Source organism: Telluribacter roseus (assembly GCF_017355915.2).
Classification (GTDB): Bacteria; Bacteroidota; Bacteroidia; order Cytophagales; family Spirosomataceae; genus Telluribacter.
In genome coordinates, this window is record NZ_JAFEUV020000010.1 from 124,604 (window position 1) to 148,186 (window position 23,583).

Sequence of the window (23,583 nt, forward strand, 5' to 3'; positions counted from 1 at the left end):
TACCATACCTAACCATGACAAAATATCTTAGGCTGGATGGCTTCCCAGCCGGTGAAGGGGTTGTTCAGGGAGATAATTAAAATACTATACCATTCGGAGCGTTTATTTTCTTTGGGAAATTAATATCCCCCCACTGCTCTTTTAAGTTGGTCTCGATGGTAAGACTAAGGGCTGTCAATGGTACATCTTCAATACGGTTTTCGAAGGGGTCTTCGGAGCGCTCTCCGATCAGGTCCAGGCACAGAAAGACGAATGAGATCAGAACCGACAGGGGTATACTCGCCCAGCGAAGCTCCTCAACAAACACAAAGGGTAAGAGTGAGGCATGAATAAATACAAAGACCCGGGAGAAAAAGCTATACTGACGAAGAAACGGAGTGTTTTTGATCCGTTCGCAGCGCCCCTGTATGTTGTTGAATTCAATGAGCGTCTGCTCTAACCTCATGAACCTAAAGTCTGACAACCAGCCCTGTTCGAAAGCTATTTTCATGTCTTTTCCTTGCTGTTCGAGCAGGTAGTTAGGGGGGTTATTCATATGCGTGAATACTTCATATTCTTCGGGTGTAAGAAAAGCCTTAGTATCCGAATACTCATTGGGCTCCTCGTATATCTCTTCCTGCCACTGTTTGTTATAAACGTGTTTTTTGCGGAGGAACACCCGCAGAGCGTGTACAAAGGCTATATGACGATACACCATGCGGTACTGTAGCTCTTTGACTTCGCTAGCCTGCTGAAGATTCTCCGGAATGATCATAATGATCACTTCACGTGCCCAGGCCCGGCTGTAGTTTACCAGCAGTCCCCATATTTGCCGCGCTTCCCACCACCTGTCGTAGGCATTGCTGGTCTTAAAGCCAAGGAAGATGGCCAGTGCTGTACTTAACGCAGTGATGGCTGTAAATGAAAGATGTAATCGCCATACTTCGAAATAATCGTGCAGTAAATAAACCAGAACAGCCAGGGTAATATAATAGGTCAGGCTTTTCCAGGTATAATGGAGAATCACGCCCCATTTCAGATTTCTACTTACAATCATACTTACTTATAGAACAATACAGCCTTTTTAACCAACTCCCCTTTGTATTGTTCATGGCGGCTTCAACACCAGCAGCAGATTCCTGAATTAATCTAGGCTTTTCATCCGTCCATACCAGATAACTATCCTTTTGCCATTATTCTTAACTCTTTTTGAAGGGCGAAAGCTAATTTTGGCTACAACTTTGCAAAGACAGAGTTGAAGTTGTAGCCAATCCTCGTTAAAGTAAAATGAACATTCGGAGTTTGCACTTGCCCGTTATTCTATTGTTCCTCATGTTGTGCTTTTCGTCCTGTACCTGCGAAGATGTGTACTTGGGGGAAATCAAGCTCAATGGTCAGCTTGATCAATTTGTGCCTGCCGTTTCGGGTGAGAATACTAAGGTACATTGGAACGGGAAGGTAGGAAGTCTGGGCTACAGCGTCACCCATGACACCCATTTTGAGACAGTACCGATAGGTGGAACGGGCAAGGTCAAAATACACGGTAAAGGAGCCGTTAGTTCCTGTGTTGAGTATTATCGGGCCGAAAAGCGGATAATAGGCGCTTATTCCGGCGCTAATGCGCTTCCCTTCACCATTAGTATAACCCTGACGAAGAACTTCAACCCCGAACGCTATCTGAAAGACTACAAAAACGGTGACCTGGATGATGTAGTACACTACTCAATAGCCTATATCACGGAGTTTCCGAAAACAGTAACGCGGGGTATGTTACACTACGATGCGTATAAGGCCCAGAGAACATTTGCCTTTTCATTGCATCCCGAGCGCCTGATCAATAAACCTGTGGATATAAAGCAGGAGCTCCTACACAACGTGACCCTGAATGGAAAACGGCACGACAAGCTGTACCATGTGTACCTTACCTCCACCAGACTTTCGGAGGAAGAAGAGTACCTCAACGCTCAGTACCCGCTCAGCTTCATCAAAGGCATCTACGTTAAGGAGGGTGTGGGATTGATCCATGCCTACACTCAAAATGGGGACACCATCGAGTTTAGTCCCCTTTAGTACAGCCACATCCGGCCACACAGGCAGGGGTGGCTACCTGGCACAATCGCCAAAGGCAATAACGTAGCAGCATTGACCAAAGTGGCAATGCAGACAACTAGGATAAGGTTATAATGTAGTGATCAATTTTGGGCGTAGGTGGCGTGCATCTCAGAGATGAGCTTGCGGTGCCCGGTGTCCTGCATACCTCCAAACATCCGGAGTATCTGCAGACCCATGAAAACGACCAGAGCCAGAAGGAAGCACTGAACCAATGGAAGACGTCTTCCGCTTGTAAACATTCTGTAGAAAAGTGTCATGGTTAGGGAGGGTTATTTTCTGTAAGTATATGAAAGACAGTTAATACTTACAATACCTCCTCTTACCTTTCCTATTAAATTTCTATTTACTAAACTACATCATAAAATTCAATAAATTGTTCTTTAGGAAGGTACCTATCCTGCCATTTACCTCCTTACTTCCTGAATGACGTAGGTTTAATTACTGATTTTCTGCTCCATAGCAGTTATGGCTGATCTACTCCAGCTTACTTTTCGAAGCACAGGAATGGATTGGCTATGGTAATATTCCAAGTTAAAGTTTGTTAATTTAATGTTAACAAATTATGAATTTTATCAGGTAAATCATACCTGCTCCTGAACCCATAATTGGCTCCATTTGACTATACTACGAGCTATAGTAATCTCTATCCTATCTTTTTTAGCCTTGACACCCTATGACTAAGCGTCTAATACGCCCCTACCAACTACTGACCCCACTGTTCCTCCTTTGGTTGTAACCTCCACAAAAAATTAATAAAATACTTTTAGGGTACTTGAACTACTTCCCTGCCATATCGCCCTCACAATACCTATCCACCTCACAGCAAAGTATATTAGTAGCAGTCCATAAAAGAAACTAATCTACCTATAACGCGATAAGAACGTTATAAAGATATTGACAAAAAACATTTATCTCCTACTACTTTACTTACTTCAACATCTACTTCACTAACTTTAACATAGCCTCGGCATAGCGACGCCCCAGCTCCCGGGCGGAGGGAGAGTCAAAGTGGGTGTTATCCCCTTTATGGATCAGACCTCCTGAACTAACACAGGCGGTATTATCTACCTGCTGAGGGAGCGCCTCAAGAGCCCGATTGACCACGGCTGCGGCGGGTGATTTTGCGACATAGAAGTCACCGAGTGTACCTACTACTACCGGCACGTCGGGTGCATTCAGCTCCTGGCGTAACAGCTGGATCAGGTCGGCCAGTTTGGCGGCATACTCTTCGGCTTTTTCGGGACTACTATCCGATTCGCCCTGGTGCCAGATAATGCCTTTCAGACGCCCGTTTTTCAGAGCGGCCCTCGCCCGGACGAGTGTCTCATCGTAGGGGTACGTTTTAGTCTGATCGTGATAGCCTCCCTGTACCCAGGAATCGATGGCTGACCCACCCGCCGCACAGGGAATGAGTCCGATGTTGCGCCGGGGAAAGGCTTCGGCGATCTTCCTGCCAAAGGCAAAACCCGGCCCTACACCTACCACAGTAGGCTTATCAAAGTGCATGGGTTCGGTGGCCGGTACCCACTCCTCCTGTTTGTTCAGCATCCATATGCGGGGGTGCGGCGTCCGATCCTCGGTCTCCACGGCTCCCCTACCCGCCATATTAGACTGCCCGACCAGGAGGTACAGGTCCAGCTTCCGGGGCTTTTGCGCAAGCGCCACGCCTATGTATTGACTTATCAGAAATGAAATAATCAGAAACTGCAGGTACTTTCTCATGAACAATGATGATTAAGATCGGAACAATAAAGGTACTCACACCATAAAGACAGACAACCTCCAAAACTATGGGTACCAGCTAAAGCCTACTAGTAGCAGGATTCTTTTTTAGATTTACATTTTCATATCTCTACTAAGTGATTTACTCTTTTCAGATGAATAAAGAAATACGCACCGTTGTAGTTGCCTCTAAAAATCCGGTAAAGATTGAGGCGGCACTCTCCGGATTCCAACTGATGTTTCCGGAGATGGATTTTGAGGTAGTACCTGTATCGGTCCCCTCCGGAGTAGCCGATCAGCCTATGACCGATCAGGAAACCCTACTCGGTGCCCAAAATCGGGTGCAAAATGCTTATACAGCCTTCCCGGAGGCCGACTATTGGATTGGTATAGAAGGAGGAGTAGAAACAATGGGTGATGACTTGGCCGCTTTTGCTTGGATAGTAGTAAAATCGCATACGATGGCAGGTAAAGCCCGTTCCGGCGCCTTCTTCCTTCCGCCGGCCGTAGCGGCCCTGGTGAAGCAGGGGGTTGAACTAGGCGAAGCTGATGACCAGGTGTTCGGGCATACCAACTCCAAGCAAAAAGGAGGTGCTATTGGCCTGCTGACGGATAATGTTGTGGATCGCAGGCAACTTTATGAGCAGGCGGTACTGCTGGCACTGGTGTCGTTTAAGAATAGAGCGCTTTATCCTAAAGCGGAGGTACAGTAAGCTTTCCTAAGTACTAAAGAACAAAGGGCGCCTGTCGACAGGCGCCCTTTGCTATAACTATATATTGTATTCTGCTCTTACCAGATACGGATACGATCTTCGGGCTTGATATACAGCTTGTCGCCAGGCTTCACATTAAAGGCCTTGTACCAGGCGTCCATATTTACCGGTGCTCCGATGGTACGGTATTCGCTGGGTGAATGAGGATCGGTAATGATCAGCTGTGCGGCTGTCTCAGGACGGATATTCATACGCCATACCTGAGCCCAGGACAAGAAGAAACGCTGGTCAGGTGTAAAGCCGTCGATCAGTTCATTGGACTGTCCCTGCTTGGTCATTTTGAACGCTTCGTACGCCGCATTCAGACCACCCAGGTCACCAATGTTCTCACCCAGGGTCAGCTTACCGTTTACATGAATAGTATCCAGTACGGTATAAGCATCAAACTGCTTGGCCAAGGCGTTGGCTCTTTCCTTGAAGCGGGTCAGGTCTTCGGGAGTCCACCAGTTGCGCAGGGTACCGTCTTTGTCGTACTGGCTGCCTGAGTCGTCAAATCCGTGTGAAATCTCGTGACCAATCACCGCTCCGATACCACCGTAGTTCACAGCGTCGTCGGCATTAGGGTCAAAGAAGGGGAACTGCAGGATACCCGCCGGGAACACGATCTCGTTCATTACGGGGCTGTAGTAGGCGTTCACCGTCGGAGGTGTCATGCCCCACTTGGTACGGTCTACGGGCTTGCCCAACTGGCTTACCATATCATTGTACGACCACTGGCTCGAGTTACGAACGTTCTCAAAGAATGTGTTACGGTTAATGGCGAGGCCTTTGTAGTCTTTCCACTTATCAGGGTAGCCTACCTTAGGCTTAAAGGCGTGCAACTTAGCCAGGGCCTTTTCCTTGGTAACATCGCTCATCCATTCCAGACCCTTGATCCGGATCTCGTAGGCCTTCACCAGGTTGCCGATCATCTCGTTCATACGGGCTTTGGCCTCGGGCTTAAAGTACTTCTGCACGTACAGTTGTCCGAGTAGCTCACCGATAGCATTGTCAGTGAGTGAGGACATGCGCTGCCAGCGGGGAGTCTGTACCTTCTGTCCGGTGAGGGCTTGCGTAAAGGCGAAGTTGGCATCCACAAACGGTGAGCTCAGGTAAGGAGCGGCCGACTTCAGTACATTCCACTGCAGGTAGGTCTGCCAGTCAGCAATAGGCGTACTGGTCAGCAGCCCATTGAGCTCAGTGAAGAACCTGGGGTTATTGACCAGAATAGTATCCTGACCAGTTACCTTCATTTTAGCCATCAACGGCTTCCATTCGATGCTGGAAGTAGTTTTGGCGAAGTCCGCTACGGCAAATTTGTTGTAGGTTTTGTGAGGATCACGCATCTCTACCCGGCTCATCTGCGCTTCGGCCAGCTTTTTCTCCAGATTGAAGATAGTCTCGGCATTTTTGGCAGCCGTAGCCTGAGGTACGCCAGTCAGAGTAAAGAGCTTGGTGATATAGGTAATATAGGCTTCCTGGATCTTCTTGCTGCGGGCGTCGTCTTTCAGGTAGTAGTCACGGTCGGGAAGGGTGGTTCCGCCCTGGCTTAGCTGGGGAATCATGATCTCGACATTCTTCCGGTCCTGACCTACGTAGAAGCCAAACATAGGCGAAGCAATACCGGAAGTCTTCTGGAGAGCTACTTCATTAAGTACCCCTTTAACATCTTTTACGGCACCGGCTCTTTTCAGATCGGCTTTAATGGGTGTATAGCCTAGCTTTTCGATGGCTACGCTATCCATACCGGCTGCATAGAAATCACCCACGCGCTTCTCTATTGAGCCCGAAGCCGCGTTCTTGTCTTCAGCCGCTTCATTCAGAATGGTTTTGACGGCATTGATATTGAAATCGCGCAGTACGTTAAAGCTCCCCCAACGGGTTTCTTTAGCGGGAATGGCATTGTTTTTAAGCCAGGTACCATTGGCGTACTGGTAGAAATCATCACCCGGCTTTACGCTCAGGTCCATGTTGGCTTTGTCGATGAAGGGAGCCTTAGGGCTGGCTTCCTGCTGAGCTGCCGCCTCAAGGGAGACAACAGTAGCCGCACCCAATAGCATAAGCCTGAATGGAGAGCTCCACTCAGACCTGCTTTTTGTAGGATTTTGTGTAGGCATAAATCGTTAACTAAATGTTTTGATTCAGTAGAAATAACCCGAATTAAATTATTTCAAGTTCCGAAGATAGGAAGTTTTAGCCAAATTGTTGTTCTACTTATTATTAGTCAGTATTATCATCGAATAGGTAGACCCATTATCCGCTGCATGAACGACCAGAAAGCCCAGTTTTATTTTCATGGTAGTCTGAATGACTTCCTAAGCCCCTCCCTTAGAAACAGTTGGGTCTCTTACACCTATCGTGACCAACCCGCGGTCAAAGATGCCATTGAAGCCATCGGAGTACCTCATCCGGAGATTGATGTACTACTGGTGAATGGGTCCCCCGTGGCATTACTCTCGCCCTTACAGCCCGAAGCCCTGGTGGAGGTATACCCCCTGCACCATAGCCCTCAGTGGCCCGAAGGGTACTCGCTGCATACGCCTACACCCGGGCCTACTACCTTTGTGCTGGATGTACACCTGGGCCGCCTGGCCAAGCTCCTGCGTATGCTGGGCTTTGACTCCCGCTACGAGAACGACTACAACGATGCTACCATAGCCCGGATCGCGCAGGAGGAAAATCGTATCGTGCTGACGCGGGATATTGGTCTGCTTAAGCACCGGGCTGTTAGCCGGGGCTACTGGCTGCGGTCACAGCACGCGGATGAGCAACTGGCGGAAGTTATACAGCAGTTTCAGTTAAAACATGACTTTCACCCCTTTACCCGCTGCCTGACCTGTAACGGAAACCTGCTGAAAGTACCCAAGGAAACAGTGTTAGAAAACTTACCTCCCAAAACCCGGCTCTATTTTAATGAATTCTTCCAGTGTAAGACCTGCCAGAGGGTCTACTGGAAAGGCTCTCACTACGAGCGCATGCAGGCTTTTTTGAATAAAATCGCAGGTTAAAATCAAGATAATTTAACTACACAATTCGCTATATATCAACTATTTACCTAGCCACCAACAAAGAACTATACCCCTGCATAAGGTGTTAATAGTATATGCACACTTTCAATCCATTAACCATCTTTTATACTCCTGACGCCCTCAACGAGCGCGGCAATGATATACTCCTCAGCCATGAGGATGTGATACAGCAGGAGATCCGACAGCACAACCGACTCCCTCAGCTTGAGGGGAATCATTACCAGGTCAAATCCAATGTACTGGTACTGGGACGTCTGAAAACGATGACCATCCGCGAGAGTGGTCGCAGCTCCGACTTTATTGCGCCTAGCCTCGCCAACGGCTGTATGGGTGCCTGTGCCTACTGCTACGTAGATCGCAACAAGAATGTCAATCCTATTACGCTGTTTACCAATACGGAGGAGATCCTGACGGCGGTGGACCGTCACGTACAGCAGCAGTCCTGGCCCAAGGTACCCAACCAGACCCACTCCCGGTACTATACCTACGACATCGGCTGTAACTCCGACATATCAGTAGACGCCACGCTAGGCGACTCGGTAGAAACGGCTATCCGCTTTTACCGGCAACACCCGAAGGCCTTTGCCACCTTCGCTACGAAGTTTGTAAACCCGGAGCTGCTCAACTACGATCCGCAGTTCAAGACCCGCATTCGGTTTAGCCTGTTGCCCCACAAGGTGAGCAAACTGGTAGATGTACGTACGGACCCTATGGAGAAACGGCTGGCGGCCATCAATGACTTTTATGAGGCAGGGTATGAGGTACATGTCAACTTCTCGCCGGTCATCGTATACCAGGGCTGGTTACAGGATTATCGGGAGCTGTTTGAGCAGTTGAACCAGACGGTGCATCCAAAGGTGAAGGAGCAGATGAGTTGTGAGGTGATATTTGTGACGCACAACCAGGCCCAGCACGAAACAAACTTATCTATTAACCCGAAGGCTGAGAGCCTGATCTGGGCACCGCAAGTACAGGAGACCAAGGTGAGTCAGTTTGGTGGGGTCAATGTCAGATACAAACACCAGCTCAAAGCCCAGTGGATTGCAGAATTTCGGGCACTCCAGCAGGAAGTAATTCCCTGGTGCGAGATCAGGTATATATTTTAGGGAAGAGAAAAGGTATAAAGGAGGAAAGCAGGAAAGTATTTTCGATTGTCTATCAGTAGGCTTACGCGCAGAAAGGGTTCTTCGCGTAAGCCTTTTTTTCATCAGAAGCAGATAGGTTTCAAGTATGAACTTCTAACTTGAAATATTACTCTGAATCTGCCCTTACTTCCTCGGGCAGCCCCCTTTCTTACCTTTCATTCTTTCCTCCTTTCCTCCTTACAAAAACCCCTACTTCACCTTATTGAAGTACCGCTGCATGAATGTCAATTGGTAGATGACGGCGTTGTTCCAGTAGGCCCAGTTATGTGCGCCGGGGCGGGTGATGTAGTCGTGGGGCAGATTCCGCTCCAGCATTTTCTGGTGCAGGTTTTCATTGACCCGGAAAAAGAAATCCTCGGTACCGCAGTCAATAATCAGTGCCAGCGCATTAGGCGTAAGCAGGTGCAGCAGGTTAATGACTGTATTCTGCTCCCAGCGCTCGGATTGCTCCGCGTAGGTACCCAGTTTGGCGGCCATATCCCAGTTCTTGGGGAAGGGCCGGATATCCACTCCACCGCTCATACTACCAGCTGCCCCGAATACATCCTGGTGGCGCATGGCCAGGTACAGGGCACCGTGTCCTCCCATACTCAGTCCAGTGATACCACGTCCTGATCTGTCTTTGACGGTCTTGTACTTGCTATCCACCCACTTTACCAGCTCATTGGCTACGTAGGTTTCGTACTTCGACTTCGGGTCAGCGGGGCTATCCCAGTACCAGCTGTTGTAGTTCCCATCGGGACACACAATAATCATCTGGTACTGATCGGCGGCATCCAGTATGGCCGGAGCCTTTTTGACCCAGTCGGCGTAGTTGCCACTGTACCCGTGCAGCAGGTACAGCACCGGAAACTCCTTAGCCGACGATGTGTAGTTAGAGGGAGTCATCACCACAGCCTTGATGGTCTTGTTCATGGAAGCGCTGTAGGTCTCGACGGTATCAATCTTAGCCGCCTGTACAGCCTGAATAAGCAGTAGAAGAAAAAGGGAAGTAATGAGGGTTTGTAAACGGGACATTGTAGATCAGGTATGAGTAGTTAAATGTAAAGCTGCTTAGGCTTGTGCATATAGGGGTTATGGTGAGCATTTCTCCCTTACAAAGTAAATATGAGCCACCTATTACTCTGGCACAAATTTTCAAAATCACCCCGGGTATTTACCACAAAAAACACAGGTAATCTTACGTACGTGAGGAGCTTTTTCCTCCACTGCCTTAGTATAATTATAGATTCCACGTGTTCGTTAAAGCAAAACCATCACTACTCATCTCTCTATCTTACAGCAACTTACCTACCACTCGTTGTGACTTCACCCACTTAGGCACTGTTTTTTATATACAAAATAGCATTAACCAACTATTTTAGTTAAACCATGAAAAATAAGTTTATGAAATGGACTGGAGTGGCTCTGGTGGGGCTGTTCCTGTCACTCGGAAACGCAAATGCTCAATTCGCAGTAGGTGTACAGGGAGGTGTTTTCAAATCAACTGCTGATAACGCCAAAGGCTATCCTGGCGGTGGTATCAATCTCAAGTACTTTGTGAATGACAACGTGGCCCTTGGTGTAGCGGGTCGTATTTATTCCGAAAGACTTAACTATGATTTCTCCGGTGGACCTACCCGATTTGTCAACAACATCACACCGGTAACACTCACTGCCGATTTTCTGCTGACCGATGGATTTGTACGTCCCTATCTGGGAGCCGACGCGGGTGTATACTTCCAGAACTTCCGGGTGAATCAGAACGATACCCAGCTGATCAGAACGAGCGCTTCTAATTTTGGTCTGGCCCCACGTGGTGGTATCCTGTTTGACTTTGGACGTGTAGGTCTGAATGCGGAATTTGCCTACCATGCCATTTTTGGTAATCAGAACAACAACCTGCGTGTGTCAGATGCCGGAGTAAACATTGACCATGTCAATAACTTCTGGGGAGCTAACGTAGGCCTTGTATTCAAGCTGGGTCAGTAATAGACTTATTTGATGAACAATAGTCAATATTACTGAGAACAGACTTATAAAGTTGGATTTTGAGAAGACGTCCAGCCCATTGATTCCCCGACTCTACAGGTAGTCGGGGAATTTTTTTCTCCAGACCACATTCCCCATTCCCCGAAGCCTCGTAGAAGTCACTGATCCACCCGCTTCAACTACCTAAAGGTAAAATCTTAAGAATCACCTTTTTGTACTCTTTCGTTAAACCCACTACATTAAAGTGCTTTAATACAGCACTTTAACTGGCACTATCTTTTTGCTTTCCTGAGTGTATTACCCAACCCATAAATTATTTTTTACTATGAAAAAAAACATGAAGCGCTGGGCCGGAGCTGCCCTAACGTGCCTGCTCTTATCAGCGGGAAGCGCCTCTGCTCAGTTCTCGTTAGGTCTGCAGGGCGGTATTGCCAAATCTAATCTCGAAGGTGCTAACAACATTTATGGAGGAGGCGTCAATCTACGGGTGTTCCCGTCAGAGCAGTTTGCGGTGGGTCTGGCAGCCAAAACGTTTACAGACGGCAAGGAATATTCAGTAGGTGGACAAACTCTTAGCCATAGCGGTACTCTTACACCCGTAACGGCCACGATTGACCTGTTTCTGTACGATGGCGTAGTGCGTCCTTACCTGGGCGGTGATGCAGGTATGTATTTCAGCAAGTACGATACCCGGTTCAACGGCAACCGCATCACTGAGACAGCCCGCCGGAGCCACCTGGGAGCAGCTCCCCGTGCCGGAGTCATCTTCTCAACGGGCAATGTAGGTATCCAGCTTGAAGGTATTTATCACGTCATCTTCGGAAACAAGAACAACAGTGCGCAGGTAGGGACTGCCGACAACGTAGATTTCGAATCTACCTCAAAGTTCTACGGAGTAAACCTGGGTCTGGTGTTCGGGCTTGGCAAAAAGAAGTAACATGTAACGGTGCGCTATTTTGTAGCAGGTAATTAAGTATAAAGCACAGCCCCTCGCTGTGCTTTATCTTTTGGTACTATATTTACCACCTGCTTTGCCTGGGGCAATGCCTTAACCAAGTACCTCAACAATCTACCGCTTGCAGCACGCCATTCCATTTACTGAGCAGATCACCCAATGGCTGGCATCATGGCCCGTGACGGTGGTGCTAATGAGCCACCCGCAGAGTCCGTTCGCCCTGGTACGGGTAGCAAAGGCAGGCCGAGCGGATGTGGTACTTCACCTGGTGGACCTGCCTACCTGGCAACGAGTGGCTGCTGATTTTCCGGCCACTAACTTTTCTAACATCAGTCAATACTTTCGCAGTCAGGGGCTTGTACTTATTCATCTGTGGGAGGATGTATGGTTCACAAAGCGGCCGGTGGTGGAGTCACGCCTGCTGGCCCTGCTGGGAATATCCGAGCGAATACCCGCCCGGGTTACTCAGGTACGACGGATTGACCGACCTACTACCGAAGCTTTCCTGGCCCACAATCACACGCAGGTGGTCACGCTTTCCAAGTACAAGTACGGCTTGTTCCTGCCCCCGCGTTACTACCGCATCCTCTCATCCGGGTACCTCCAACAGGAAGCTCTGCCCCCTGACGAGCTCCTCGTGGCGGTGGCTACATTCAGCCACCCCCGTACCATTGTGAGGTCGGGGCAGCCGTACCGTTCCTGCGAGCTGGTCCGGTTTGCCAACCGGCTGCATACTACCGTAGTAGGTGGATTGGACAAATTACTCAAGGCCTTTGAACAGGATCAACAGCCTGACGACATCATGACCTACGCCGACCTGGACTGGTCGGAAGGAGGTAGTTACCAGCGCCTGGGATTCGAGGCCGCGGATGATACGCCTCCGCAGGAGTTCTGGCTGGATACCCGCTCGCTGATTCGCCACTATCCGCACCGTTTGCCCGAAGGGAATACTCTAGATCAAAGTCTTGTGAAAGTATACAACTCGGGCAGTCGGAAGTACATAAAACTGTTGAGTAAATAGCCCGCTACCACATTTTCCATATCTTGCAGCCGTAATCATCTTTTTGCTGCTATTGCTGCCCATTATCGTTATACTTGGTCCCACGGCTTCCGGCAAAACCCATCTGGCTGTACAGGTAGCCCAGCGACTGGGGGGTGAGATTATCAGTGTTGATTCGCGGCAGGTGTACCGTGGCATGGACATTGGTACCGGTAAAGATCTTTCCGAGTACACCACTTCGCAGGGCACTGTACCTTACCACCTGATCGATATTGTGGAGGCGGGTGAAAAGTACAATGTACACCGGTTTCAGGAAGACTTCAGGAGCGTACTTAATAAAATACAGCAACAGGGTAAGCCAGCTGTGGTGTGCGGTGGAACGGGCCTGTACCTCGACGCCGTCCTGCGCGACCACCAGTACACGAGCATACCCGTTGATGAAGTACTTCGTTCGGAGCTGGAACAGCTCACGGACGAGGAGTTGTATATGCGTTTTGAAAGTACCTCTTCGTCCTACTCCGAGGTAGCCGACACCTCTACCCGCAAGCGATTAGTCCGGGCCATTGAGATAAGTACCTACCTGCGTAAACATCCGGAGCTCACTCCCCCTACCGCATCTACGCAGATGAAGTACCTGGCCTTTGGTCTCAATCCACCCGTAGAAATACGCCGGGAACGAATCAGCACTCGACTACGGCAGCGCTTGCAGCACGGGCTGATAGAAGAAGTAGAAGGCCTGCTACAGCAGGGGCTCAGTCCGGAGCAGCTTATCTACTACGGCCTGGAGTACAAGTACCTCACCGAGTACCTGACCGGTCAGCTCACCTACGAGCATATGATCCAGCGCCTGGAGACAGAGATCCACCGGTTTGCCAAGCGACAGATGACGTTTTTCCGGAAAATGGAGCGTGACGGCATAGCCATCCAGTGGCTCCACTGGGAAAAGGATACCTCTGCTCAGGTGGAAGAAATAGTAGCCCGCTGGCAGGAGGCGCAGAGCCTTTAACCTCTACTAATGCCAAAAAAGGTTGACTGCTACCCGTACCCGTGCTTATTTTAGCGTATCACTATATGAACTGACTAAACCTGACTAAGCTTGAAAAGAAACCTGACATCTACCCTGCTGCTGGTAGTACTGAGTGTTACAGATGCTTACATGCTGGCACACCCCAACCTCATCGGCCGTCTGGGCATCTTATTTTACAAACATGATTACCTGAAGACCTTCCCGCGCGCGCTGGCTACCGTAGGCCTGGTAGTAGGTATCTCCTTATTAATCTGTGAAATCATACGCATCAAGACTCCCCCCCGTATAGCGCCCTGGTGGTACCTGATGCTTATGGTACTGGGTATGGCTTTGTTTGCCCACGTATACGTAACCTTCTCTTCATTTACTTACCGCCTCACGGGCAAGTCATTCATCTACGGAGCGCACCTGCTCCCGATTATTCTGATCGGCCTGTTCACCAAGTACTTCATAACGGCTCTGTTTGAAGCCCGCAAAACACCGGGCGTATGAGGCGCATGCTCGTCCTGCTCTGGCTGGTATGGGTACAGGGAGAGCGCATCGCAGCGGCCGGTCAGCTGCTACCATCCGGCAACGAAACCTGCCGGGATGCTCAGGTACAGCGTGAGCCCCGAGCCTATGGGGTAGTAAAGGCCACAAAACAGAGCAAATTAACGCTGTTAAACTGTTTTACGACCATAAGGGACCTGGAACCGAAGGCACCAGCCACGGTGATGCATTCCTTAGGCGTGCTACTGATGAAGGCGTTCCTCCCGGACCTCATATGCTTATAGGCACCTGCGAACTGGAGCTGCTGGTCGAGTATGGAATGACACCCGTAGCGGCTCTGAAGTCAGGGACATCGGTCAATGCCCGCATCTTTCATCTGGATGAGCTGAGGCGTGTAGCGCCGGGGTTGCTGGCGGATCTGGTGGCCGTAGCCGGCGACCCTACGCAATCTATCAGAGCCATTCGAAATGTCCGACTAGTAATGAAAGGAGGCTACCTATACAGAACTCCCTGATACTAAACTTATTTTCTTTTGACTAGCGAATAGGTACTAATAAAGTACAAAAATCATAGAAAGTACAAATATTTTTTCGAATATTGCACAGCAGACCAAACACGCCCGGTAGTAGGTTATGATTATGAATAGTGGTCTGTGCGAGATAACTTTCTTTGTTATTTCAGCCCTATTTCATCTTAGATATATACATTTTCTTCAACATAACCCTAAAAATACAGTTACACTTTAATCCTAAATATCCTCATTAACTATATGTCACAGATAGCCGAAGTAACGATTGACGGTCAGAATTACCAATTCCCGGTCATCGAAGGCAGCGAGCGCGAAAAAGCCATAGATATTGCCAAGCTGCGCGATCAAACCGGTTATATAACTCTTGATAGTGGTTTCAAAAATACCGGTGCCACCAAAAGTGCCATCACCTTCCTGGATGGAGAAGAAGGTATACTCCGCTACCGCGGATACTCCATCGAAGACCTGGCCGAAAAAGCATCATTCCTGGAGGTAGCCTACCTGCTGATCTACGGTGAGTTGCCTACGCAGGAGCAATACCAGCAGTTTGAACACGAAGTACGTACGCATACGCTCGTTAACGAAGATATGCGTAAGATCTTCGAAGGATTTCCGGTCAATGCGCACCCCATGGGCGTACTGTCGTCGCTGGTAAGTGCCATGAGCGCCTTCTACCCCGATACGTATGACTCTACGGCCGAGGATGTGACCGATCTGCACATCATCCGTCTGATGGCCAAGTTGCCTACCATAGCTACCTGGTCGTACAAGAAGTCAAAGGGCCACCCTGTCAACTACCCCAACAACAACCTCGACTACTGCTCTAATTTCCTGTCGATGATGTTTGCCCTGCCCGTTGAGAAATACGAGGTAGATCCGGTAGTTTCGGCCGCTCTGAACAAGCTCCTGATCCTGCACGCCGATCACGAGCAGAACTGCTCTACCTCAACGGTACGTCTGGTAGGATCATCGCAGGCTAACATCTACTCGTCGATTTCGGCCGGTATCAGCGCCCTGTGGGGACCGCTGCACGGAGGTGCCAATCAGGAGGTAATCGAGATGCTGGAAGCAATTAAAGCGGATGGTGGAGATACCCAGAAGTACATCAACATGGCCAAGGACAAGTCAAGCGGTTTCCGTCTGTTCGGTTTTGGCCACCGTGTGTACAAGAACTTCGATCCCCGCGCCCGCATTATCAAAAAGGCAGCCAACGAGGTACTTACCAAACTGGGTGTAAATGATCCGGTACTCGAGATTGCCAAACAACTGGAAGCCGCTGCCCTGGAAGACGAGTACTTCGTAAGCCGCAAGCTGTACCCCAACGTAGACTTCTACTCGGGTATCATCTACCGCGCACTGGGTATTCCTACCAATATGTTTACCGTGATGTTCGCCATTGGCCGTCTGCCGGGCTGGATCGCACAGTGGAAAGAAATGCGTACCAACAAAGAGCCTATCGGCCGTCCCCGTCAGGTATATGTAGGTCCCGCACAACGCGACTTTGTAGCGTTGGAGAGCAGATAAGATCTGTACATACTTTAAAAAAGCACCGCCGACTACAGTCATGGCGGTGCTTTTTTTGTTAGTAGAGTACGAATTGTTCTATATCCTATGGAAAAACCTGCTGCTGCCCCCACTAAAATCAAACTAAGTATAACCGACCAGTTGGCCGTCGAACGTACCCACCTGGCCAATGAGCGTACCTTTCTTTCCTACTTCCGCACCAGCCTGGCCTTATTGGCGGGTGGTGTTACTATTCTGCGGCTTGATGTGCTTAGCAGGATTGAGCCATGGGGGTACGTTTTCCTGGTTATAGCTCCAATAGTACTGAGTATAGGGCTCTGGCGTTTCTTTGCGGTAAAAAAACGGATCAGAGAACATACACTTACGGAGTGAAAGAGCGAATGAATGTTTGAGTGAGTTTGTGTGTGAGTATAGAATACTTTGACACGTTCTTCCATTCCTACTCTCCTCCCTTCTACCTTATATACATGGACTACTTTAAAAAACTACTTGACCTACTGAAAACCGAGCGGGAAGAAGACCGCCGGCAATACATCCAGCTCATTGAGGCTACTACCATCACCGACCGCCGGGCCAGCGGACTGGCCTGGTACCCTATTGCCATCCGTAATACCGAGATGAGCCGTGGCGACTACCTTACCGTAGAGGTGGAGCGTACCACGCATCAGGACATAGCCCACCAGCTACGCTTTGGAGCCCCGGCCGCGCTATTCTCCAACTATGATCCCAGGAAAGACCGTGTCGAAGGTACGATCTCGCACCAGAGTGGCAACAAGCTCCGCCTCACCCTACGTACCGACGAACTACCCGACTGGACCCGCGACGGAAAACTAGGCATCGACCTGCTATTTGACGACACCAGCTACGACGAGATGCAGAATGCCCTGAAGCAGGCTACTGCCCTTGCCACCAAGCCGGAAGAAGGGCGTCTGGCCCAGATCCTGACGGGCGAGAAAGGACCTACATTCAAGTCGGATATTCCAGCTTATGCTCATCCTAAACTAAACCCATCGCAGCAGTCGGCCGTAGAGAAGATACTGGCGGCCAATGAGCTGGCCATAGTACACGGCCCTCCGGGTACGGGCAAGACCACCACGCTGGTACAGGCCATTAAGGCCCTGCATAAGCAGGAACACAAGCAGATACTGGTGATTGCGCCCAGTAATACAGCCGTGGACCTGCTAAGTGAGAAGCTATCGGACGAAGGACTGAATGTACTGCGGGTGGGCAACCCGGCGCGCGTATCGGAGCGGCTGATGGCGCTGACACTGGACAACCGGATGGCCGAGCATCCGCGCATGAAGGAGATCAAAACCCTGAAAAAGCAGGCCAACGAATTTAAGAACATGGCCCACAAGTACAAGCGTAGCTTCGGTAAAGCCGAGCGGGACCAGCGTAAGGCCCTGTTTGATGAAGCCCACAAGATCATGAAGGAGGTAGACCAGCTGGAGCGGTACATCATGGATGATTTGATCGCCAAGGCGCAGGTGATTACGGCTACGCTGGTGGGCTCCAACCACTATACCGTACGGCATCTAACCTACCACACCGTAGTCATAGACGAAGCCGGACAAGCGCTGGAACCTGCCTGCTGGATCCCTATCCTGAAAGCCCAAAAGCTGGTAATGGCAGGTGACCACTTCCAGCTCTCCCCGACCATTAAATCCGTGGAAGCCGCTAAGGGTGGATTGAGTACTACCCTGCTCGAGAAGTGCGTCGAAGAGCATCCCGAAGCTGTAATACTACTTGAAGAGCAGTACCGGATGAATGAAGCTATCATGGGATATTCATCCAGGGTATTTTACCAGGATAAACTACAGGCGCATCCATCGGTGGCCCATCATACACTCTTTCCTAACGATGCTCCGCTGGCTTTTATAGACACGGCCGGCTGTGGATTTGATGAGCAATTGGATGGTACCAGTAGCACCAATCCCGAAGAAGCGGCTTTTCTATTTCGTCATTTGCACGGTCTGGTGGGAGAATTGAACAGTGGTAAAATGTATGGGGCTGATAACTTCCCCACATTTGCCATTATTTCTCCTTACTCAAAGCAGGTTGCGATCCTGAAAGAGCAACTGAAACACGCCCCGGACCTGCATCAGTACGGCGACCGAATTTCGGTCAATACCATTGATAGCTTCCAGGGGCAGGAGCGGGATGTGGTGTACATCAGCATGACCCGCAGCAACTCCGAGGGTGAGATTGGCTTCTTGTCGGACATCCGCCGGATGAATGTAGCGATGACCCGGGCGAAGAAAAAACTGGTGGTAATCGGCGACAGCGCCACGTTATCATCACTGCCCTTCTACACCGACTTCATCACCTACGCTGAGCAGCACAACGCCTACCACAGCGCCTGGGAGTTTATTTATAATGGTTGAATGAGAGAATGAGAGAGTTGGAGAATAATTAAATTCACTAATTCTATCATTCTCTCAATCACTCATTCACAACTACCTACTTTCCACTGCCCCTAAAGGAGAAGTGTCGGGGTTGAAGCGTGACTGACGCAGGGCATCTCTTACCCGGGCGGGCAGGTATGAAAAGAACCGTACACCGGCGGCTTGTTCAATAGCGCCGGGGGTAGTTATAAAGCTTTGCCAGCTCTGATTATCTACTTGGGAGGTACGGTTGGGAAAATCTACGGCTATAACCGGCGTTGTGGCTGTGATCTGCTCGCGGGTGCCCCCTTGAGGTAGTACCACGATCACCTTCCAGTTACGGGCGGGTACCTGTATCCGGTCTTTCAGGCTGGTCTGATTGCCCCGGCTGCCCTCCCCACCCGTACCGTAGGTACCTGCCACGATAAAGAGTCGGTTTCCATTCTGAACCAGGGTACGGCAGTAGTCCTCCAGTCGGGCCCAGGCCTCCCGGTTGAGCTCAGGTGCCTGTGGGATAATATTGGTCATCAGAAAGGTAGCCACGTTATCGGCGTCGGAGCCGGTGCGGTCGGCCGAAGGACAGAGGTGTCCCCGATCAAAGCCTGAGTTAGTATAGTCGGAAGGGACCGAACGGTACCAGCCCGCCGGCAGATCGGGATCGGGCCGGAAGTTGTCCTGACGGTCGCTGCTCCCCAGCCACTGGGGCGACAACTCCCAGGCCACCCAGTTGGCATGGCCCTTAGCCCGGTTGTACGACAGCGCGTACTGGTTTTTGAGCATCAGGTAGTTGTTGGCCTGATTGGTATCCGCCCGGGCATCCGTTGGGTTGCCCATACTCAGGTGGACACTTTTGGATTCCGGAAGTACCGCTACGGTTCTACATCCGACAGCAGCCCACGAAAGCAGGGCCAGGGCTATGAGCTTCTTCATGTCCGTACAATCATGGTTTTAATTCCCGCCAGTTCTCCTTCCGATCGCGACCCGATCAGGTACGCGTCCACCTCTATTTCCCCCACCTCAAAGTACTGCTGTCCCGTGAGTCGGTTATCCAGTATCTCTTTCAGACGAATAAAGCGTTTGGTACGTTCGGTTTCCGTTTCGTCGTACCAGTCCTGCAGGGTAGTTACTCCATCCCAGAACTTCGTCGGCTCCTTCTCCACGATACGACCGGAATCCAGTGATAGTAGTTTTGCCAGTGAATCTGGCGTCAGCGGCAGGGTCACATCCGCCGCATTGACGTGGATAAACTCAATGGGTTCGTCCGATTCGCTCGGGTACCACAGTTCGTCCAGCAGCGGCAAAAGTTCTTCTTTGAGTACCATACAGGCAAATAGTGTCGATCATTTTAAAACTAATAACTCAAATCAGAGAAACAAGTTATCAATGCTCCTAATTATCGCCAGCTATCTCCTGACCAGTCCCCAGCACCTGTTCAATGGTCACTGCTTACCGGTACTGACACAGGTACGACACCGGCCCGCTGGCCTGTACTTTAAAAGAGGCGTTAGCGGGTACTTCAAAGGTTTGTCCCTGTCCGTAGGGCTGATAATCTTCCGAGCCTGGCAACTGCACAAGCAGTTGGCCCTCTATGATGGTCATGATCTCATGCTGAGAGGTACCAAACTCGTACTCTCCCTCGTTGATGACACCTACTGTAGATTTGCCGGCTCCGGTCTGGTAGCCAAGTGATTTTACTGAACCGCCAAAGTATTCGTTTACGCTGATCATAGATAGTAACTGGATTAAGTTTAAGTGCCCGAAATAACAATTTTCCGGCTATAAAACCCATTCATTCCTCAAACAATACTTCAAGGTTGTGGTACTTCATACCAGATAGTTTCTTCCCCATGATGTTTCTTAAAAGAAAGCATTATCTAGTATAACTCCCTCTTCACCGGCTACCCCATATTAATAAGACACGTTGTCCTAACACCGTTCTCTAAATTCACACAGGCCCTACCTAACCCCAGCCCCTGTTTTGGGTTTCTATATTGAAACTTAGACCAACAACCCTATGACTCCCGAAACTCTCTACTTCAATGACGACGGCAGCATCCCCAATAGCAAGCTTCCCCTGCTGCTGTACCGCAATGCCTTTGCGGAGCGCAACGAGGAAGGTGTGGCCTGGCTGGAAAAAACCTTTGCAGCTAATGGCTGGACCAACTCGTGGCGCAATGGCGTGTATGACTTCCACCACTACCACAGTACCACCTACGAGGTACTGGGCGTATACCAAGCCTCGGCGCTGCTGCACCTGGGTGGTGAAGGGGGCGAAAAGGTGGAAGTACAAGCCGGAGATGTGATCGTGATCCCGGCTGGCGTAGGACACAAAAACCTAAGGAGTGAGGGTCTGAGCATTGTAGGTGCTTATCCGGAGGGACGTGACTGGGACCTTAATAAAGGCGAATCGGGTGAGCGCCCCCGGGTCGATCAGACTATCGCAGCCCTGCCGGTACCTGCCACCGATCCGCTGTTCGGGAAAGAAAGAGGACTGATAAAAATATGGAAGTAGCTATCGCCTCTCCGCCTGACATCACGCTGATTCATGCAACTTACCTATACCTATTTTGGTACCTTGCACGTTGAAATTAGTCACCCCGACAGGATTGTACCAGACAGAAATGTATTACAAAAAAGAGGTTTTATGAACAATAGATTCACCTACTATGGCAAGAGAATGGCCGTACCCGTCATTACTGTATTAACCCTAACGCATTGTGCCAAAACCAGCAATACCATGAGTACCTCAAGTACCAGCACCACCTCTACGACACAATCAGCTACTACTCAGAACCCACTGCTGGCCGAATGGAAAGGTCCGTATGGTGGCGTCCCTCCTTTTGATCAGGTAAAAGTTTCTGATTTCAGGCCGTCCCTGGAAGCGGGCATGGAAGAAAACCTGGCCGACATCGAGCGTATAGCCACTAATAAACAGGCGCCTACATTTGAAAACACCATTGCTGCCCTGGAGCGGGCCGGCCAGACCCTCGACCGGGTACAGACGGTGTACGGGGTATGGAGTTCGACAATGAATAGTCCGGAGTTCCAGACGGTGCAGCGGGAAATGGCTCCGCGCATGGCGGCCTTTTCGGATAAGATTACGCAGAACAAGGCCCTGTTTAACCGGATAGAAGCGGTATATAATTCGCCCCAGAAGAAGAACCTGAAGCCGGAGCAGCAACGCCTGACCTGGCTCTACTATAATAATTTTGTAAGGTCCGGTGCCAGACTGGATGATAAAGCCAAGGCGCGTTTGTCCGAAATCAATCAGCAGTTGGCGGGGCTCTTTACCCGATTCAGCCAGAATGTGCTTGCCGACGAAACGGATCAGGTACTGGTGATAGAGAAAGAAGCCGACCTGGCCGGGCTCCCGCCGTCGCTCCGGGAGGCCGCGGATGCGGCGGCTGAGGCGCGCAAGCTGCCTAATGCCTGGGTAATCACCAACACGCGCTCGTCGGTAGATCCATTCCTGACTTACGCCGACAACCGGCAACTCCGGGAGAAGGCGTGGCGGATGTTTGTGAATCGCGGCGATAACGGCGGCGAGCACGACAATAACGCTATTATTACCGAGATACTGCAGCTGCGCGCCGAACGGGCCAAACTGCTGGGGTACCCTACCCACGCCCACTGGCGGCTCGACAACACCATGGCCAAAACACCCGAGCGGACGCTGGAACTGATGGAAGCGGTGTGGAAACCAGCAGTAGCGCGGGTACGTGAGGAGGTAGCCGATATGCAGGCGCTGGCCAATAAGGAAGGTGCCAACATCAAAATTGAGCCCTGGGACTACCGATACTACTCCGAAAAGGTACGCAAACAAAAGTACGATCTGGATCAGAACGAGGTAAAGCAGTACCTGCAGCTGGACAAGCTCCGCGAGGGGATGTTCTGGGTGGCGGGTGAGCTGTTTGGCTTTAACTTCAAACCTGTAACCAATGTACCCGTGTACCACCCGGACATAAAGGTGTGGGAAGTAACGGATAAGCAATCGGGCAAGCACGTAGGGCTATGGTACTTTGACCCGTACGCCCGGACGGGTAAGCGCTCGGGGGCCTGGATGAACGCCTACCGCCGGCAACAGCGCCTGGACGGCAACGTCACTACCATTGTATCCAACAACTCCAACTTTGTGAAGGGTAAAGAGGGCGAGCCGGTACTGATATCTTGGGACGATGCCACTACGCTGTTCCACGAGTTTGGGCATGCGCTGCACGGACTTTCGTCCAATGTCACCTACCCGTCGCTGGCCGGTACGGCCGTGGTCCGCGACTACGTAGAGTTCCCCTCGCAGCTGCTCGAGCACTGGCTCTCTACTCCCGAAGTGCTGCAGCGCTACGCGGTGCACTACCAGACCGGAAAGCCTATACCGCAGGAACTGGTCGAGCGGATCGAACGGGCTGCTACCTTCAACCAGGGCTTCGCGACAACCGAGTACCTGTCCAGTGCATTGATAGATATGAAGCTACACCTGGCAGGTGACCAGAAGATAGATCCGGATGCCTTTGAGCGCGAAACGCTGACGGCTATGGGAATGCCTAATGAGCTGGTAATGCGCCACCGTACTCCGCAGTTCCTGCATATATTCAGCAGTGACAGCTACTCAGCGGGCTACTACAGCTACCTGTGGTCGGATGTACTGACAGCCGATGCTTTCGGTGCCTTCACCGAAGCCGGTGGCCCCTACGACAAGAAGGTGGCCGAGCGGCTGCGGAATCATGTTTTCTCCATCGGGAACACCATTGATCCGGCCGAAGGCTACCGCACTTTCCGCGGACGCGACGCTCAGGTAGAGGCGCTCATGCGGAAGCGTGGATTTAAGAAGTAGAGGTACCTGCGCTAGTCTAGATTACCTGTTAAGCAACCTACTCCTGGGCAGGAGTAGGTTGCTTTTTTTGTACCCATTACTGACAAACAAATACCTTACTTTTAAACAACCAATTAATATAACTATATAATTTTTTT

Annotated in this window: 24 protein-coding genes; 16 read left to right on the top strand and 8 right to left on the bottom strand. The window is 50.4% G+C overall.

Translation table 11 applies throughout. From position 1 onward, the window contains the following. Positions 1-76: 76 nt before the first annotated feature. Positions 77-1,036 (bottom strand): bestrophin family protein, encoded by a 960-nt coding sequence (locus JTN23_RS18160; RefSeq protein ID WP_247236445.1) that lies wholly within the window; start codon positions 1,034-1,036, stop codon positions 77-79. A 275-nt stretch (positions 1,037-1,311) separates the two neighbouring features. Between JTN23_RS18160 and JTN23_RS18165 the strand changes: the two genes are divergently transcribed. After that, on the top strand, positions 1,312-2,049 hold the full coding sequence (locus JTN23_RS18165) for a hypothetical protein (RefSeq protein WP_247236446.1): 738 nt from the start codon (positions 1,312-1,314) through the stop codon (positions 2,047-2,049). Between the two features lie 122 nt (positions 2,050-2,171). Here the strand turns inward: JTN23_RS18165 and JTN23_RS18170 are convergent, their stop codons facing one another. Continuing rightward, positions 2,172-2,348 carry a hypothetical protein gene (locus JTN23_RS18170; RefSeq protein ID WP_247236447.1) on the bottom strand — a complete coding sequence of 59 codons (177 nt, stop codon included), beginning with the start codon at positions 2,346-2,348 and terminating at the stop codon, positions 2,172-2,174. 682 nt (positions 2,349-3,030) lie between these two features. Then, complete coding sequence (locus tag JTN23_RS18175; RefSeq protein WP_247236448.1) at positions 3,031-3,813, bottom strand: sialate O-acetylesterase; 783 nt, start codon at positions 3,811-3,813, stop codon at positions 3,031-3,033. 155 nt (positions 3,814-3,968) lie between these two features. Here JTN23_RS18175 and yjjX point away from each other — a divergent pair, with 155 nt between their 5' ends. After that, positions 3,969-4,526 carry an inosine/xanthosine triphosphatase gene (yjjX, locus tag JTN23_RS18180; protein WP_247236449.1) on the top strand — a complete coding sequence of 186 codons (558 nt, stop codon included), beginning with the start codon at positions 3,969-3,971 and terminating at the stop codon, positions 4,524-4,526. 77 nt (positions 4,527-4,603) lie between these two features. Here yjjX and JTN23_RS18185 read toward each other — a convergent pair whose 3' ends face one another. Beyond that, positions 4,604-6,535 (bottom strand): M13 family metallopeptidase, encoded by a 1,932-nt coding sequence (locus JTN23_RS18185; protein WP_247236542.1) that lies wholly within the window; start codon positions 6,533-6,535, stop codon positions 4,604-4,606. A 294-nt stretch (positions 6,536-6,829) separates the two neighbouring features. Here JTN23_RS18185 and JTN23_RS18190 point away from each other — a divergent pair, with 294 nt between their 5' ends. Both JTN23_RS18190 and JTN23_RS18195 read left to right on the top strand, forming a co-directional pair. Continuing rightward, positions 6,830-7,573 carry a Mut7-C ubiquitin/RNAse domain-containing protein gene (locus JTN23_RS18190; RefSeq protein WP_247236450.1) on the top strand — a complete coding sequence of 248 codons (744 nt, stop codon included), beginning with the start codon at positions 6,830-6,832 and terminating at the stop codon, positions 7,571-7,573. 95 nt (positions 7,574-7,668) lie between these two features. Then, positions 7,669-8,700, top strand: a complete 1,032-nt coding sequence (locus JTN23_RS18195; RefSeq protein ID WP_247236451.1) for a spore photoproduct lyase family protein — start codon at positions 7,669-7,671, stop codon at positions 8,698-8,700. Positions 8,701-8,928: 228 nt separating this feature from the next. Here the strand turns inward: JTN23_RS18195 and JTN23_RS18200 are convergent, their stop codons facing one another. Beyond that, positions 8,929-9,756, bottom strand: a complete 828-nt coding sequence (locus JTN23_RS18200) for an alpha/beta hydrolase (protein WP_247236452.1) — start codon at positions 9,754-9,756, stop codon at positions 8,929-8,931. A 354-nt stretch (positions 9,757-10,110) separates the two neighbouring features. On the opposite strand from JTN23_RS18200, the gene JTN23_RS18205 reads away from it, so the two are divergent. From JTN23_RS18205 to JTN23_RS18250, 10 genes are all read left to right on the top strand, one after another. After that, positions 10,111-10,710, top strand: a complete 600-nt coding sequence (locus JTN23_RS18205; protein ID WP_247236453.1) for an outer membrane beta-barrel protein — start codon at positions 10,111-10,113, stop codon at positions 10,708-10,710. A gap of 325 nt (positions 10,711-11,035) precedes the next feature. Then, positions 11,036-11,647, top strand: coding sequence for a hypothetical protein (locus JTN23_RS18210; protein WP_247236454.1), 612 nt, complete (start codon positions 11,036-11,038; stop codon positions 11,645-11,647). A gap of 139 nt (positions 11,648-11,786) precedes the next feature. Next, on the top strand, positions 11,787-12,686 hold the full coding sequence (locus JTN23_RS18215) for a hypothetical protein (RefSeq protein WP_247236455.1): 900 nt from the start codon (positions 11,787-11,789) through the stop codon (positions 12,684-12,686). A gap of 43 nt (positions 12,687-12,729) precedes the next feature. Next, positions 12,730-13,671: a tRNA (adenosine(37)-N6)-dimethylallyltransferase MiaA gene (miaA, locus tag JTN23_RS18220; RefSeq protein ID WP_247236456.1), complete on the top strand. Its 942-nt coding sequence runs from the start codon at positions 12,730-12,732 to the stop codon at positions 13,669-13,671. A 90-nt stretch (positions 13,672-13,761) separates the two neighbouring features. Continuing rightward, a complete protein-coding gene (locus JTN23_RS18225) occupies positions 13,762-14,184 on the top strand; it encodes a hypothetical protein (RefSeq protein ID WP_247236457.1) in 423 nt (140 codons plus the stop codon). After that, a complete protein-coding gene (locus JTN23_RS18230; protein WP_247236458.1) occupies positions 14,181-14,465 on the top strand; it encodes a hypothetical protein in 285 nt (94 codons plus the stop codon). The genes JTN23_RS18225 and JTN23_RS18230 overlap by 4 nt, the downstream gene beginning before the upstream one ends. Then, positions 14,456-14,695 (top strand): amidohydrolase family protein, encoded by a 240-nt coding sequence (locus JTN23_RS18235; protein WP_247236459.1) that lies wholly within the window; start codon positions 14,456-14,458, stop codon positions 14,693-14,695. Before JTN23_RS18230 ends, JTN23_RS18235 begins: the two co-directional genes overlap by 10 nt. Before the next feature lie 255 nt (positions 14,696-14,950). Then, positions 14,951-16,234: a citrate synthase gene (locus tag JTN23_RS18240; RefSeq protein ID WP_247236460.1), complete on the top strand. Its 1,284-nt coding sequence runs from the start codon at positions 14,951-14,953 to the stop codon at positions 16,232-16,234. Positions 16,235-16,321: 87 nt separating this feature from the next. Continuing rightward, positions 16,322-16,606: a YidH family protein gene (locus JTN23_RS18245; RefSeq protein WP_247236461.1), complete on the top strand. Its 285-nt coding sequence runs from the start codon at positions 16,322-16,324 to the stop codon at positions 16,604-16,606. A gap of 95 nt (positions 16,607-16,701) precedes the next feature. Next, entirely contained in the window at positions 16,702-18,618 is a 1,917-nt protein-coding gene (locus JTN23_RS18250) for an AAA domain-containing protein (protein WP_247236462.1), read from the top strand. Between the two features lie 72 nt (positions 18,619-18,690). Here JTN23_RS18250 and JTN23_RS18255 read toward each other — a convergent pair whose 3' ends face one another. The 3 genes from JTN23_RS18255 to ppnP all read right to left on the bottom strand — a co-directional run bounded on the left by JTN23_RS18255 (position 18,691) and on the right by ppnP (position 20,346). Then, the gene (locus tag JTN23_RS18255; RefSeq protein ID WP_247236463.1) at positions 18,691-19,548 is read right to left on the bottom strand and encodes a DNA/RNA non-specific endonuclease; all 858 of its coding nucleotides are present in this window, start codon (positions 19,546-19,548) and stop codon (positions 18,691-18,693) included. After that, a complete protein-coding gene (locus JTN23_RS18260; RefSeq protein WP_247236464.1) occupies positions 19,545-19,940 on the bottom strand; it encodes a nuclease A inhibitor family protein in 396 nt (131 codons plus the stop codon). The genes JTN23_RS18255 and JTN23_RS18260 overlap by 4 nt, the downstream gene beginning before the upstream one ends. A gap of 124 nt (positions 19,941-20,064) precedes the next feature. Further along, entirely contained in the window at positions 20,065-20,346 is a 282-nt protein-coding gene (gene ppnP / locus JTN23_RS18265; RefSeq protein WP_247236465.1) for a pyrimidine/purine nucleoside phosphorylase, read from the bottom strand. A gap of 286 nt (positions 20,347-20,632) precedes the next feature. Between ppnP and JTN23_RS18270 the strand changes: the two genes are divergently transcribed. After that, a complete protein-coding gene (locus tag JTN23_RS18270; RefSeq protein WP_247236466.1) occupies positions 20,633-21,130 on the top strand; it encodes a cupin in 498 nt (165 codons plus the stop codon). A gap of 132 nt (positions 21,131-21,262) precedes the next feature. After that, the gene (locus tag JTN23_RS18275; protein WP_247236467.1) at positions 21,263-23,446 is read left to right on the top strand and encodes a M3 family metallopeptidase; all 2,184 of its coding nucleotides are present in this window, start codon (positions 21,263-21,265) and stop codon (positions 23,444-23,446) included. Positions 23,447-23,583 lie beyond the last annotated feature (137 nt).